Origin of the sequence: Stutzerimonas stutzeri, assembly GCF_024448895.1 — a bacterium.
Lineage (GTDB): Bacteria > Pseudomonadota > Gammaproteobacteria > Pseudomonadales > Pseudomonadaceae > Stutzerimonas > Stutzerimonas stutzeri_Q.
In genome coordinates, this window is the sequence record NZ_JAMOIC010000010.1 from 94,798 (window position 1) to 109,350 (window position 14,553).

Annotated in this window: 15 protein-coding genes; 1 reads left to right on the forward strand and 14 read right to left on the reverse strand. The window is 57.5% G+C overall.

Translation table 11 applies throughout. The features are described 5' to 3' along the window. Window position 1 precedes the first annotated feature (1 nt). Window positions 2-1,798, forward strand: a complete 1,797-nt coding sequence (locus NA619_RS13670; protein WP_255962397.1) for a bifunctional diguanylate cyclase/phosphodiesterase — start codon at window positions 2-4, stop codon at window positions 1,796-1,798. Here NA619_RS13670 and NA619_RS13675 read toward each other — a convergent pair. The 14 genes from NA619_RS13675 to flgD form a co-directional block, all read right to left on the reverse strand. Beyond that, a complete protein-coding gene (locus NA619_RS13675; protein WP_255962398.1) occupies window positions 1,765-2,232 on the reverse strand; it encodes a tetratricopeptide repeat protein in 468 nt (155 codons plus the stop codon). The two genes, NA619_RS13670 and NA619_RS13675, sit on opposite strands and share 34 nt — an antisense overlap. Beyond that, window positions 2,232-2,627, reverse strand: coding sequence for a hypothetical protein (locus NA619_RS13680; protein ID WP_255962399.1), 396 nt, complete (start codon window positions 2,625-2,627; stop codon window positions 2,232-2,234). The genes NA619_RS13675 and NA619_RS13680 overlap by 1 nt, the downstream gene beginning before the upstream one ends. Beyond that, window positions 2,609-2,932 carry a helix-turn-helix domain-containing protein gene (locus NA619_RS13685; protein WP_255962400.1) on the reverse strand — a complete coding sequence of 108 codons (324 nt, stop codon included), beginning with the start codon at window positions 2,930-2,932 and terminating at the stop codon, window positions 2,609-2,611. The genes NA619_RS13680 and NA619_RS13685 overlap by 19 nt, the downstream gene beginning before the upstream one ends. A 143-nt stretch (window positions 2,933-3,075) precedes the next feature. Continuing rightward, window positions 3,076-3,540 carry a YkvA family protein gene (locus NA619_RS13690; protein ID WP_255962401.1) on the reverse strand — a complete coding sequence of 155 codons (465 nt, stop codon included), beginning with the start codon at window positions 3,538-3,540 and terminating at the stop codon, window positions 3,076-3,078. A 467-nt stretch (window positions 3,541-4,007) separates the two neighbouring features. Further along, window positions 4,008-4,322, reverse strand: a complete 315-nt coding sequence (locus NA619_RS13695) for a ComEA family DNA-binding protein (protein ID WP_255962402.1) — start codon at window positions 4,320-4,322, stop codon at window positions 4,008-4,010. Between the two features lie 136 nt (window positions 4,323-4,458). Next, a complete protein-coding gene (flgL, locus tag NA619_RS13700) occupies window positions 4,459-5,697 on the reverse strand; it encodes a flagellar hook-associated protein FlgL (protein ID WP_255962403.1) in 1,239 nt (412 codons plus the stop codon). 11 nt (window positions 5,698-5,708) lie between these two features. Next, window positions 5,709-7,697 (reverse strand): flagellar hook-associated protein FlgK, encoded by a 1,989-nt coding sequence (flgK, locus tag NA619_RS13705; RefSeq protein ID WP_255962404.1) that lies wholly within the window; start codon window positions 7,695-7,697, stop codon window positions 5,709-5,711. Between the two features lie 2 nt (window positions 7,698-7,699). Beyond that, a complete protein-coding gene (flgJ, locus tag NA619_RS13710) occupies window positions 7,700-8,905 on the reverse strand; it encodes a flagellar assembly peptidoglycan hydrolase FlgJ (RefSeq protein ID WP_255962405.1) in 1,206 nt (401 codons plus the stop codon). 10 nt (window positions 8,906-8,915) lie between these two features. Continuing rightward, window positions 8,916-10,019 (reverse strand): flagellar basal body P-ring protein FlgI, encoded by a 1,104-nt coding sequence (locus NA619_RS13715; protein ID WP_255962406.1) that lies wholly within the window; start codon window positions 10,017-10,019, stop codon window positions 8,916-8,918. 14 nt (window positions 10,020-10,033) lie between these two features. Further along, window positions 10,034-10,747, reverse strand: a complete 714-nt coding sequence (gene flgH / locus NA619_RS13720; protein ID WP_255962407.1) for a flagellar basal body L-ring protein FlgH — start codon at window positions 10,745-10,747, stop codon at window positions 10,034-10,036. Window positions 10,748-10,776: 29 nt separating this feature from the next. Beyond that, window positions 10,777-11,562 carry a flagellar basal-body rod protein FlgG gene (gene flgG, locus NA619_RS13725; RefSeq protein WP_045426038.1) on the reverse strand — a complete coding sequence of 262 codons (786 nt, stop codon included), beginning with the start codon at window positions 11,560-11,562 and terminating at the stop codon, window positions 10,777-10,779. A gap of 46 nt (window positions 11,563-11,608) precedes the next feature. Continuing rightward, on the reverse strand, window positions 11,609-12,349 hold the full coding sequence (gene flgF / locus NA619_RS13730; protein WP_255962408.1) for a flagellar basal-body rod protein FlgF: 741 nt from the start codon (window positions 12,347-12,349) through the stop codon (window positions 11,609-11,611). Window positions 12,350-12,544: 195 nt separating this feature from the next. Further along, the gene (gene flgE, locus NA619_RS13735) at window positions 12,545-13,825 is read right to left on the reverse strand and encodes a flagellar hook protein FlgE (protein ID WP_255962409.1); all 1,281 of its coding nucleotides are present in this window, start codon (window positions 13,823-13,825) and stop codon (window positions 12,545-12,547) included. 31 nt (window positions 13,826-13,856) lie between these two features. Then, window positions 13,857-14,537 carry a flagellar hook assembly protein FlgD gene (gene flgD, locus NA619_RS13740; RefSeq protein WP_255962410.1) on the reverse strand — a complete coding sequence of 227 codons (681 nt, stop codon included), beginning with the start codon at window positions 14,535-14,537 and terminating at the stop codon, window positions 13,857-13,859. Between the last annotated feature and the right edge of the window lie 16 nt (window positions 14,538-14,553).

Genomic DNA, 14,553 nt, shown 5'->3' on the forward strand with positions numbered 1-14,553 from the left:
CATGACCGTCACCGAGCAGTTGAGCACGTTGGATAACATCCTTGCTCACGGCGACATCACCAGTCTGTTTCAGCCCATCGTGTCGCTTTCCGAACGCCGTATCCTGGGCTACGAAGCACTGACTCGTGGCCCCTCCAATACCTCGCTGCACTCCCCTATCAATCTCATTGCGGCAGCTCGGCATGCGGGTCGCCTGAACGAGCTGGAAATGACCTGTCGTGAAAGCGCATGCCGCCGGTATAGCGAGCAGCAGCTGCAAGGCAAACTGTTCCTCAACGTATCTCCGGAGACGCTGCTAGACGCCACCCACAGGCCGGGGCGCACGTTGGAGCTGCTGCACAAATACAACATCTCGGCGGACAACGTCGTGATCGAGCTGACCGAGCAAACCCCCACCGATGACTTCGAATTGTTGGATGCCGCGCTGCATCACTACCGTGATATGGGTTTCTCCATCGCGCTCGACGATCTGGGCGCGGGCTATTCCGGCTTGCGTATGTGGTCTGAGTTGCGGCCCGACTACGTAAAGATCGATCGCTACTTCATTGATGGCATCCACCGGGACCCTGTCAAACGCGAATTCGTCGAGTCGATCATGAAGATCGCCCGAGCTTCGCGCGCCGTGGTCATCGCAGAAGGCATCGAGTTGAGTGAAGAGCTTGAGATTCTTGCGGACATGGGCATCGATCTGGTCCAGGGGTATCTGCTGGGACGGCCAGAAGAGCAGGCGCACTTGGATGCCAGCGTTCTGCTGCCAAACGCCAGCACTCGCGAGGATTCGCTCAGCGACGATCAGCCTGGCCTGTCTGATTTGGTTCTGAAGCAGTCTGCGATTGCTACGACTCACCCGGCCGGCGAAGTGCTGGCAATGTTCCGACAGCAGCCAAGCCTCAACTCAGTTGCGGTGCTTGACGAAACGGGCGCGCCCGTCGGCATCGTTCACAGAAATCTGCTGTCGGAAGCGCTGCTCAAACCCTTTGCCACCGATCTGCTGACTCGCAAACCAATTGCGAAGCTGATGACTGGCGATTTTCTCGCGGTCGAGCTTGGGCATTCCTTGCAGCAGGTCAGCCGGCTACTGACCAGCAGAGCCCGCCAACGCATCGATGAAGAGTTCATCATCACGATCAATGGCCTCTACCACGGACTGGGTCGGGTGATAGACGTACTCAAGCTGATTACCGAAATGAAAGTACGCCAGGCTCAACATGCAAACCCACTGACCTTATTACCCGGCAACGTTCCGATTCAGCAATGTTTGGCGCGCCTGTTGCGTCATCGCCGCGAAGCTATCATCTGCTATGTGGACATCGATAACTTCAAGCCCTTCAACGACCTTTACGGTTACGCAAAGGGCGATGAGATTCTGCTGTGCCTGGCGCAGTGCCTTAATGAACTGATCGATTCCGGGGCTGATTTCGTCGGACACATCGGCGGCGACGACTTCATGCTCGTCATCGAATCCGAAGATTGGTCATCAAGAATCGAGCGGTTGTTCGATACCTTCGAGATACGTTGCAGAAGGTTTTATCGTAGCGAGCATCTGGCTGAAGGCTGCTTCATAGCTGAAGCGCGCCAAGGCGGGTCACAGCGCTATCCCCTGCTCTCTCTCTCAGTCGGTGCCGTTCCGCTGAAGCCCGAGGCTGGAGACACCTTGGACGCTTCGCTGCTGGCCGGGCTTGCGTCGGAAGCCAAACGCCAAGCCAAGCTGAAACCAGGTTACAGCCTATACGTTGTCGAGCCGACGCTCCATGTAGCTGAAGATCAGAGCCCCAGCTTGGCGGCGCTGGCCTTGTAATGCTCGGCCTTCTGTACGTCTCGCTCCAAGCCGTGGCCGCCGGCGAGATAGAGCTGAGCCAGTCGTGTTGCCGCCAACGGGTGTCCCGCCTCCACCGCCAGCGTCCACCAGTGTGCTGCCTTTGCTCCGTCCGGTCCGTGAGTGGCATCCTCGCTAAGGCTGATGACGCCCATCTGGTAAGCGGCCTTGGCATCGCCTTTCTCGGCAGCTAGACGCAGCAGCCGAATACCTTCCTGCCGCGCACCATATCCCTGCCCGCGGAAGAGCAAAATATGGCCGTAGAAGCTTTGAGCCTTAGGGTCACCAATCGCGGCCATGCGGGAAAATTGGCCTTCGATCCAACCCCATATTCTCGGATGCTGGACCGCCCATCGAGCGCTCATCAATTTGCGTGCGGCCAGATAACCTGCACGCGCCCGTACTTTATGCAGCATCAGGGAATCTCCGGATAATCAAACTCGAACACGCGCGCTACTTCGCCGGCGTGCCAGGAAGCAGCAGCCGCGCCATCTGCAGGACCGGAAAACCGCCCTAGGCGTGTGGCACATTCGAAGAATCCAGTTTTGGGTAATCGGCTCGCACCCTGGCTTATGACCAAAGCACTGCGCAAAGGCCGATCAGCGCGGGCATCAAGCGCCGCCAGGTATTCAAGCGCAGCAGTAAGGGTTTGCATCGCGGGAACCGGGAGCTGCAGACGCTCCACCAATGCGCGATAAGTTACTAGATGATGTTGACGTCGAGCATCGGCCAATTCATTAAGCAGAGCCTGCCAGTGCTGCCTGCTGATGCGCGCTGACGGGGCGCCATCCTTCACGCTTGTTGCTCCCATCCCTCGATCTCCAGCGCTCGGGCCAATGCGCGGCGTATCGGTTCCCCTGGGTCGCGCTGGCCGGATTCGATGAGGTTCAGATAGACAGGGCTTATGCCGGCTGACCGCGCGAGGGCATCCTGGGTCATGCCCTTCTTATCCCGGATAACGGCCAGTTCATCGAACCGTGGGAGTGCAGCAGGGCAATTGGTCGCCGCTGGCACAGCCGCGCCAGGACTTTGAGCACCTAGCAAACGCTGGTAATCGTCCCAAGGCAGCACAGCGTATTCAGGCACACCGTCACGCATGATGATCTGGACGCTCATCCGCTACCCCGTTCATTGTTCCCGTGAATGAAAGGGGATGTTAACAGTGTGAGCGGTTTTTTTTAGCGGACGATCACGCACTAAAGAATGAAAAGGCTCAACGGTGTTCAGCGCACCGCAGACTCAGGCGTCCAGTACCGCACCTAGGCGCCTCGTGCACGCCCTACCTCATCTACCATCGGCTCGTCAGGGTCAGGCAAACGGTTGATGTCTGCCAGCACATCAGCTGACTGACGATCTTTCCACGCGCGGAACGCTTGAAGTTCATCGGCCCATTTGCGCATGACCCAAGCCAGGACGGCTAGATCATCAACGAAACCCAGACCCGGGATCCAATCTGGGATGGCGTCCAATGGCGATAGAAAGTACAGCAGACCAGCAACCACAGCGACCAGAGCAGGTTTGCTGATGGCCCTGTACTCGCCTCGCCACCACGCTACGCAGAGCGCCTGCAGTAGGCCGAGGTCTTCACGCAGGCCCTTGATCAGACCGCCGCCCTTGGCTGATCGCTTGCGCGCAACGGCCAGAAGCACGACCGGCAGCCTTCCCCGGGCCAGCACACCCCGCGCCATTGGCAGGTACTTCAGGAATTTCCAAGGTGCTTTCATCGATGATTCCTCCTAGACCCGCGCCCAAACAGCGTTGCCTAATTACCCACAGACCTTGTGTATAACTGTGTGAACGGTTCTGAATGATTGCCGGAGACGCCCGGCTGACGAGGGTTACATCCCGATCAATGAGTTTATACCCACCAAAATTACTCTTAAAAACAGTACGTTATGATCTCCACTGGATCTAATACCTATCGAACTCAACCGGGGAATAACAGAATCTCAAGATGCATAACCGCAATATGCCAAACGCATTAAAGGCAAAAATTGGCTAGAAAATTGACATTCCCCTTCTGCCCAATAGCTTTAAAGAAGACAAACTTGCGGCCCCCTCGTTCCGGAAGAAATATTGATGCAGTAGTGGACGGCCCGGATCGCTTTCGAGAAAAAAGCCTCGGCTGAGGATCTTTAAACAAAAAAAAAACCGGTCTTTCGACCGGTTTTTTCTACTCAATTAGGAACCATCAATTCAAACTGAGCTTGGCCCTGTTCTTTTCCAATGTCGCTGCGCCTATTCCCTTTACTTCGAGTAGTTCGTCAACGGAGCTGAAGGCACCGTGGGTTTCGCGATACTCGACAATGGCTTTCGCTTTTGTCTGGCCAATGCCCTTCAGCTCGCGGGTCAGAGTCTCGGCGTCGGCAGCATTCAGGTTGATTGGGGCCGTCTGGACAATGGCCGCTGAAGCGGTTGTGGCGGGATCTGCTTTCGCTGCATAGCTGTTGACAGAAAGGCCAGCGAGCATCGCGAAAACAGTTGCAGAAAGGAGAGTTTTAATCATTTTTTCATGTCCTTATGAGTATTGGATTAACAGCGCGGTACTCCATGCGCCGCAGCCACCACTCTAAGCCGGAACAATGACATGTCAAACCGAAGACACCGTTCCGTGACCGATGCCTCACCCTGAGCCCAGCGGATCAACGCATCACGTTGAACAGACTCAACCCCGCAATCTTCACATAGCTCTGCTGAGCAGCCTCAAGCACAACTGTCTGCATGGATAAGCGAGACAACGCCTCGGCATAATCAAGCTCACGCAGCTCGGCCTGGACGCCTTTGTTGACCAGCGCAACATCCTCGTTGTCAGTCTGCGTCGTTTCGATGACGTTCAAGCGGGCACCAATATTGCCGCGTGCCTGGTCGACGCTGACCATACCGTGGTCGAGGTTGGTCAAAGCCACCGCAACGGCGTCGCGTACACCTGTGTTGCCGGTAGTAGGGCTTTCCAAGGCCTTGCGCAGGCCCGCGATAGTATCCAGGATGCCCTGTTTCTCCTCTCCATTTCTGTTGACCGTGAAGGTTTCCGATCCGCTCGGGACGCCATCGACATGAATCGTCATACCCCGGAATACGATCTTATCGCTTGAGTCGTCATCCTCATCCAACCGACCGGCACTTAGAGCTGTAGCACCACCCACTTCGTAAATTTCATATTTCTTAGGATCAGCCGGGTCCGCAAAGCGAATCTCAATTCCAGTTGCAGGAAAACCAGAAGCCGCAAAGGCAACCTCATCATCGACCAGAGGCGCCGACAGCCGCACCGCTGGCGCAACGATCATGTCGGCCGAAGGACTCATCGACAGACGCCCAGCGTTGGTTACAGACTGGAAGACCGATTTGCCGTTGTCGCTGATAGCGATGTTCAGCGAGCTGGCGACCTGAAGTTTCCTCTGACCTTCGTCACCCTGATAGCTATAGCTTCCGTCAGGACCACGGACGAAGGGCTGGGTCTTGCCCTGGAAACCTGAGAACAGATACTCGCCTCGCGCATTGCGCGTGTTCATCAGTGACAGTAGTTCGTCTTCCCGCTCGCCCAACTCTGAGGCGATTGCCTTGCGGTCTTGCGGGTCAAGCGACCCATTGCCCGCCTGCACGGTCAATTCACGCACGCGCTGAAGGACTGTGTTAACCGAGTTAAGCGTCACTTCCTCCTGGGTCAGGCTGTTCTTCGCCGCCGTGAGGTTCGAGTCGTACTGACTCAGCACGTTCTGTTGCTGCTCGAGCTGCAAGAGGCGCACCGATGCCACGGGGTCGTCTGCCGGTGTCAGGATCCGATTGCCTGTACTGATCTGCTCTTGTGTTCGTGTGGCGTTGGCATAGTTTCGCTGTATGCCATTGACGCCATTATTGAACGCTTGCAAGGTCGAGATGCGCATGATCGGGCCTGTTACCTGAAGGTGCTTATCAATGTATCGAACATGGTGCGCGCAACTTGAATGATTTGGGCAGACGCGTTGTAGTACTGCTCAAATTTGATCAGGTTGGCCGCCTCCTCGTCGAGGTTGACTGCCGAGAGCGAATCACGGTTATCGGTAGCTTGTTTGAGAATCGCCCCTGTTGCATCGCTGTCCATTCGCGCTTGAGCGGTAAGCGTGCCGACACGCTCGACCAGTTCGCCGTAACCATCGGTAAAGCTCTTACCCGACCCAGCCACACCGGCGTCGACTCCAATCGTTTGCTTGGTCTGAAGATCAACCATCTTCAATGCGTTCCGGTTATCCGAAACGCCATTCTGGTTGAAACCGATCGTGAAGGTGTCGCCTTGCTGCGGACGGCCACTGACTGTGAATTTAAAACTGTGGCCATCGATCATCACCGCTAACTCGTTGGTCTGCCCAGGCGTAAAGACGGCTGGACTTACCTGAGTGACGCCTGTCCCGCTGATGGTTGGCGGAGTCCCATTGTTATAGGTCAGGGTGATCGCGGATGAAAGCGCTGCCTTCAGCGTGTCGATATTCACCGCTGCTGAGGTTTCAGGTTGGCTGATCGCGCCATTGCCAATGTTCTGCAGATTGCTCTGTGCCCGCACTGGCGCTGCGAACGCCAGCTGATCTGCCTGATCCAGAACCGTTTTGATGTCGGTAGCGCCACGTCGCGTTGGCTGCAGCGAAAACTTGTCACCCGCGTTCGGCGTGCCGCTGATAGCCACCGTGAACCCCTGGTCCTTGCCGGCATTATCGGCGAAGCTGAGGTATGCGGGAGGACCAGCGTTGGTACTGACTGCGATGCTGGCGTTGTCACTCAACCGCCGGGCCGAGTAGTTGGTGCCATCGAATTCCATACGATAGTCACTGATCGTCAGGTTTTCAGTGTTGGTGATACTGAGCGATGCGTCTGCTGCCGAGGTGTTGCTGCTGAACGCAGTCGCCCGCAAGCCTGCCAATGACGCTGCGTTGTAGTCGCCGAAAAGCGCTTCACCGACCTGCCCTTTCAGATCCAACCCCTGCGACTGCTGCGAGTTGACCTGATCACTGACCGCCAGAGCCAAGCGGCCAAGCGAGTTCATCGTCGAATCCAGCACGTCTTCCCGGTAGCGGATCAGGCCACCCAACTCCCCGCCGCTGATCTGCGAAGTAATGCCTTGCCTGGAGTTACCACTGACAAACTGAATTTCATGACGGTTAGGATCGCTTTGCCCCGGTACAACCTCCAGACGGCTGACAGTGCTGCCCACCACCAATGGCTGACCAGTACCTACGGACACGTTGAAGCTGTTGTCATCTTGCGGAGTGACGGTGACGCCGATGTAAGTCGACAGCTGTCTAACCGCCTCGTCACGCTTGTCGAGCAGGTCGTTAGGCTGCTTGCCGTTTGCAGACGCGGTAGCGATAGCCTGGTTGAGGCTGCCTATGGTCCCAGCAAGTCGATTGACCTGATCGGTCACCGCTGACATCTGCTTGTTGGTGAAATTGTTCTGCTCGGTCAGGCGATCCGATACGGTGTTGAACCGGCGTGCCAGCCCTTCTGCTTCGGCCAGCACCAGCTGCCGCGCAGGAATATTGGCTGGATCTTCCGCAGCCGTCTGAAATGCTGAGAAGAATTTCTGCAGGGAGGGCGTGATGCCCGTCGTGCTCCCCGCGAGCAGAGAGTCCAGCTGGTCAATCTGGCCTTTATAGGATTCAACATCACTGCTCAGCGAGGTACTGCTCCGCAGTTGGCTGGTCAGAAACTCACTGTAGGTTCTGCGGATTTCCACAAGCGTCGTACCAGAACCCACGTACCCTGCCCCGCTGAACTGAGGCACGCGGGTAGCCTGGGATGCGTCCTGGCGACTGTAGCCGGGCGTGTTGACGTTGCTGATGTTATGGCCGGTGATGGAGAGCTGGCTCTTGCTGGCGCTCAGGCCGGACAGGCCAATATTCAGTAGGTCAGCCATGATTAACCTCTAGTCCGCATTGCGGGCGACGTGCTGGCGTCGGCGATTGTCTGATAGGTCTGCACCTTGCGAGCGATCTGGTTGATCTTGTTCGCGTACTGAGGATCGGTCGCGTAACCGGCCCGCTGCAATTCATTGACGAACCGCTCGGAGTCGCCGGAAACGCTGGCCACTTGTATCGCCGGCTTGTAGCGCTCGTTGTTCTCAAGCAGACGTACGTAATCGTTGAAGCTCTGCTCGAACGAGTCGTAAGCCCTGAAACCGGCCACCTGCTTGGTCGCTTTGCCGTTCACGTATTCGGTCGTGGTGACTTTTGCCGACTCACCGCTCCAGCCATTCGCCTTGATACCAAACAGGTTGTGGCTGTTGCTGCCGTCCTTCTGCTTGATCATCGACTTGCCCCAACCTGTTTCCAGCGCAGCCTGTGCCACTAGGAAACGTGGCTCAACGCCGAGACGCTTGGCCGCCTTCTCCGCCATAGGCAGCATGGTCGCGATGAATTCTGCGGGAGAGCTGAAGCGCGTCTTGCTCGGTGCGCTGGGCGCGGTCGCCTCGACACCATTGACGGTCAAGGCCGCTTCCTTGGGGGCGGCGAAGGCGGTTGCCGGCTTCCAGTCAATGGCCACCAGCGGCTGAGTGACGCCAGCCTGGTTGGCCTGATCGACCTGAGGACTCGTCGCAGTCGCAGCCACATCCGCTTGCGCACGCTCGGCCAGCCTGCCAGGCAGTGCCAGACGGCGCTGATTCAACAACTGAGAGTCATTGCGAGCCGGGTCCACCTTGGCGAGCGTCGCATTGGCATTAGGGTTACTCGACCACTTGGCGCCCTCGGTCTGCGCGACCTGGGCAAAGGGGTTGGGCTTCTCGTCTGGCTTCTGATCCTTGCTCAACTGGCGGATCAGCACGTCGGCAAGCCCAATACCGCCGCCTTCTTTGGACAGGGTGACCGAGAGCTGTTGGTCGTGCATGTCCTGGTACTGCTTGCTCGCCTGGCTGTTGAGCGGGTTGTCTTTGGACAGAACCTCAGTCGCTGCACGCATCGACTTGAGCATCTCGTTCATGAACAAGGATTCGAATTCCTGCGCGACCTTGCGCACGTTCTCGGCCCCGTCGCGGTCCTTGCCCACCTTGAGCTGATTCAGCCGATTCAGGTCGGAGTAACTACCGCTGTCAGGCGTGCGACGACCCAGTCCCAGACGATTTTCCATGTCTCGTTCCTCAGATAACGATCAGGTCGGCTTGCAGCGCACCGGCTTGCTTGAGCGCTTCCAGAATTGCCATCAAATCACTGGGGGCAGCACCAACCTGATTCACAGCGCGAACGATCTCGTCGAGCGTTGTGCCGGGGCCGAACTTGAACATCGGCTTGGCTTCCTGCTCGGCTTTCACCTTTGAGTTGGGCACGACAACTGTCTGGCCGTCCGAAAGCGGATTCGGCTGACTGACCTGCGGATCTTCGGAAATGGTCACGGTCAGGCTGCCATGCGTCACCGCAGCTGGCTGAACCCGCACGTTCTGACCAATCACGATGGTACCGGTACGCGAGTTGATGATGACCTTGGCGATTGCCTGACCCACATCGACTTCGAGGTTTTCCAGGATCGACAGATAATCGACGCGCTGGCTCGGATCCAGAGGTGCGGTGATGCTGATCGAGCCGCCGTCGAGGGCCTGCGCCACGCCTGGGCCAAGCAGTTCATTGATGTGGTCAACGATGTTCTTGGCGGTGGTGAAGTCCGGACGATTGAGGTTCATGGTCAGCGTGCTGCCCTGATTGAACGCGCTCGGCACCGGCCGCTCGACCGTTGCGCCGCCCGGGATACGACCCGCTGAAGGAATGTTGACGGTAATGCGCGAACCATCCGCACCACCCGCATCGAAGCCACCGACGACCAGGTTGCCTTGGGCGATGGCGTATACGTTGCCGTCAATACCTTTAAGCGGAGCCATCAGCAAGCTACCGCCGCGCAGGCTCTTGGCGTTGCCGATAGACGATACGGTGATGTCGATCGTCTGGCCGGGTTTGGCAAATGCTGGCAGATCGGCATGGATCGACACGGCAGCCACGTTCTTGAGCTGAACGTTGCCGCCGGCGGGAACCTTGATACCGAACTGCGCCATCATGTTGTTGAAGGTCTGCACGGTGAATGGCGTCTGTGTGGTCTGATCGCCACTGCCGTTCAGGCCGACCACCAGGCCGTAGCCGATCAACTGGTTGCTACGCACGCCCTGGATGGTTGCGATGTCCTTTAGCCGCTCGGCATGAACCGGAACGGCGGCCAGGCACAGCACGGCAACTACGATCGAGCTGAACAATTTCATTGCGTGCACCTGCTTTAGAACGGCCACAACGGGCTGATGAAGAAACGGTCCAGCCAACCGGGCTGGCTGGCATCGGCGAAGGCGCCGGTGCCAGAGTAGGTAATGCGTGCATCAGCGATACGGGTTGAAGGAACGGTGTTATCGGTGGCGATATCGTCCGAGCGCACTAGTCCAGCTATGCGCACCAGCTCGTCGCCGGTATTCAGCGTCATCCACTTCTCACCGCGGATCGCCAGGATGCCGTTGGGCAATACGTCCGAGACGGTCACGGTGATCGAACCGGAGAGACTGTTGCTCTGCCCTGCCTGACCGGAACCGGATGTATCACGTGACGCATCGTATTCCGCACCCAGGCCCAGCTTGTCGCCGGTAAGCAGACCGCTGCCGGCCAGCGGATTGGCTATTGCAACCGCGCCGCCAAACAACGACCCGAGACCGATGTTGGCACTGCTGTCCTTGGAGATCTTCGAGTTCGAGTTCTTGCTCGCCTGGGTCTTCTCGTTGAGCGTGACCGTAATGATGTCCCCAACCCGATAAGCCTTACGATCGTCATACAGGTTGGTCTCGAAGCCAGCCTGATATATCGCCCCGTTGTTCTGCGCAGCCGGCAGCGGAGTACGCGGCAGTACCGGGGAGTAGTACGGGTCATTAGGCTTCGGGGCCGGCGCCACGCAACCGGTCAGGATCACGGCAGACATCAGCGGAAGGACAATCATCAAGCGGCGCATAATCACCTCAATCCAGCGGCTAACAGCTGTTACAGCTGCTGGGTAACGAAAGACAGCATCTGGTCGGCCGTGGAGATGACTTTCGAGTTCATCTCGTAGGCGCGCTGAGTGGTGATCATGTTCACCAGTTCTTCAACGACGCTGACGTTGGAGTTTTCCAATGTGTTCTGCAGTACGGTGCCCAGGCCGTTGAGGCCAGGAGTGCTCACCTGGGGAGCACCACTCGCTGCGGTCTCCAGAAACAGGTTGCTGCCCATGGCTTGCAGGCCCGCCGGGTTGACGAAGTCAGCGGTCTGCAGGTTGCCGATGATCTGCGGAGCCGGATTGCCGAGGGTCGTCACGGAGACAGTGCCGTCTTCGCCAACGGTAAATGTCTGGGTTTCCGGCGGCACGACGATCGCAGGCTCCAGGGCATAGCCGTTGGACGTTACGATCTGGCCTTCGGCATTCAGATGGAAGCTGCCGTCACGCGAGTAGGAAACCGTGCCGTCTGGCAGCAGGACCTGAAAGAAGCCGCGGCCGTTGATCGCCATATCGAGCGGTTGCTCGGTCGTTTGCAGGCTGCCAGCAGTGAATTGCTTCTGCGTACCGACGATGCGAACACCCGTACCAAGCTGGAGGCCTGAGGGCAGCTCGCTGTCCTGAGTGGACTGGCCGCCCGGCTGACGGCGGATCTGATAGAGCAAGTCCTGGAATTCGGCCCGGTCTTTCTTGAAGCCGGTGGTGGACACGTTAGCCAGGTTGTTGGAAATGGTGGTCAGGTTCATGTCCTGTGCGGACAAACCGGTCTTGCTGACCCACAGTGCTGGAAGCATGTTCTTCTCCTCGTGCGCCGGAATTCGGGCGCGCCGCCTAGTTTGTTTAGCTGATCTGCAAGACTCGGGCCGCAGCGGCACCATCTTCTTCGGCAGTACGCATCATTTTCACGTGAAGCTCGAACTGGCGGGACAGCGCGAGCATCGACGTCATCTCGGCCACGGCATTGACGTTGCTGGCTTCAAGAAATCCCGAGGTCACGCGAACCGCAGCGTCAGCCTCCACAGGCTCACCGGTCTTCATTCGAATCAGGCCATCGGTACCCTTCTCCAACTGCTTCGGGTCGGGGTTCACGAGCTTCAGACGGTCTACACCGACGACGACACTAGGGTTCTCACCCAGTGCTCGAATGCTGATAGAGCCGTCCGCGCCAATGTCGATTTTCTCGTCTGGCGGCACAGCAATCGGCCCGGCATTGCCGAGAACCGGCAGTCCGTCTCCGGTCCTAAGCATTCCGAGGGTGTCGACATTAAGGCTGCCGGTACGGGCATAGGCTTCGCTACCGTCAGGCGCTTGCACGGCGATCCAGCCGTCGCCCTCGACCGCCACATCCAGATCCCGCCCGGTTTCCTGGAGCGTGCCTGAGCTGAAATCGGTACCAGGGCGCTCAGTCATTGCATAAACCCGAGCAGGGAAACTGTCGCCGAACACCTGCATCGATCGCGCCTGTTCGAAGTCGCGACGAAAGCCCGTAGTCGAGATGTTTGCCAGGTTGTTGGCATGCGCCTGCTGGGCCCGAGCGTTCTGGCTCGCCCCCGTCATTGCCACATAGAGCATCTTGTCCATCGAACCTCCGAAACACGCTAATTGACGCAAACCAGATCTACATACACCAACTAAGCAATAGACGTGCCACCGCAATAATCGAAACTTAAATTGTTGATTCACAGAGAATTTATCGCAAAAAAAAAGGCCCTGATGGACCTTGTAAAAGCGAGACGGCAATTTACCGCCGCCTCGGTGCGGCTTGAGCAATCATCATCAACGCAGATTGATGATCGTCTGGGTAATCGCGCTTTCAGTTTCGATGGTCTTGGCGTTCGCCTGATAGTTACGCTGAGCCACGATCAGGTTGACGAGCTGGTCTGATAGCTCGACGTTGGAATCCTCAAGGGCACCCGCCTGAAGCGAGCCTAGCGTGCCGCTACCCGGCGGGTTGCGCACGGGTTCGCCAGAGTCGAACGATTGCACCCACTGGGTTTTACCTACCGGCGTTAATCCTTGAACGTTGGCGAAGTTAGCCAGAATGATCTGCCCCTGTACCTTGGACTGGCCATTGGTATAGCGGGCGAAGATTTCGCCGGTTTCGCTGATTTCAAGACCGGCCAGTTCACCTGTGGTGTAACCATCCTGACTCACATTGTTGACGGCGAACGAGCTGGCGTATTGAGTCGAACCGCGCATGTCGATGGTCATGTCGAGACCCGCGGCCGGAGCAGCGTTATTCAGGGACCAGCTGCCATCAGTATTCTTGACCGCAGGCTGCCAGCCCGCAATGGGAGTGCTTCCGCTGGCCGGGTTGACAAGGGTACCGGAGGGGCTGAATTCCAGGTTCGTCGTGCTTGGCGCCGTGCTGTTGACGGGATCCGACGGGTTTCGCCCATTCACGAGTACATGCATCTGCCACGTGTTAGCGGTACCGGTCTTGACGAAGTATTGCGTCATGACGTGGGAATTACCCTGCTCATCGAAAACGTTGGTCGATGTTGAGGAGTTGTAACTCAACGGGTCGGCCGGATCGAACGGCGTGTTGATCGGCTCGATATTGGTAGAGTTTAGGTTGAATCCTTGGGTGACCTTGGTAGTAGCTTTGGGCTCCTGGCTGGCAGTCTGAATTTTCAGGTCGCTCACTTGGCCAGTCTGGATGTTGCCGTTGCCGTCAACAGAGTAACCCTGGAGCTTGTAGCCAAAGTTATCGACCAGGTTACCTACCTTGTCAGTACCGAAATAACCGGCGCGGGTATAGCTCAGCGCGCCGTTGTTACTGACCTGAAAAAAGCCGTTGCCGTTGATTGCCAGGTCCAGTGCATTCTGCGTGTAGTTGATATTGCCCTGGTTGAACTGCTGAGAAACGTTAGCCAACAACACGCCGCTGCCTTGCGGGTTCTTGCCGGTGCCGAGCACCGACGAGGCATACACATCCGCAAATTCCGCGCGGGACTGCTTGAAGCCCGCCGTGCCAGCGTTCGCGATGTTGTTACCTGTGACATTGAGATCTTTGCTGGCGGCACGCATGCCGCTGAGGCCGATATTGAACGACATGAACTGCTCCTGTTACCGGGCGCGCCGGCGGTTACTGACCAATGACCTGGACTTTCGACAGTCCAATACTGCCCACACCGGCCAGGTTGAGCTGCAGCTCCCCGCCGTTCTGCCCAAGAGTGACGCTATCTACATTGGCGGGAAGCATGGTGTACAACCCTTTCGTCTCGCCTTGATAAGTGGCCTGCGCTTCGAATCGGTATGTACCCGGTGGCAATGTTTTGCCACTCGAGTCCTTGCCATCCCACATGAATGAAACATTGCCGGCCTCTTGGGCCCCCATGTTGATCCGATTCACTGCAGTACCTGAGCTGTCATAGACGTTGACCGCCACGTTGCTGCTCGTCGTCGGCAGCACGATGCTGGCCTTGAATGTTTCACTGGTGTCCACAACAGCCTTATCGGTTGGCACGATAACTTTACGACCGACCAGCGAGGATGCTTGCAGCGCCTGGGAGGATTGATACCCCGACAGCATGGTTTCCATGCTCGAGTTCAGTTTCTCCACTCCTTCCACGGTACTGAACTGCGCAAGCTGGGCAATGAACTCGCCGTTCTCCTGCGGCTCCAGCGGGTTCTGGTTGTTCAGCTGGGTCACCAGCAATTCAAGAAACTCGTTCTTGCCGAGATCATTGCTTTTTACTTCGCGATCTTTGATCTGGTACTGGTCCATTACCGAACCGGTACCGCTAACGCCGCCTGTCGTGCTCATGGCTATCTCTCGTAAG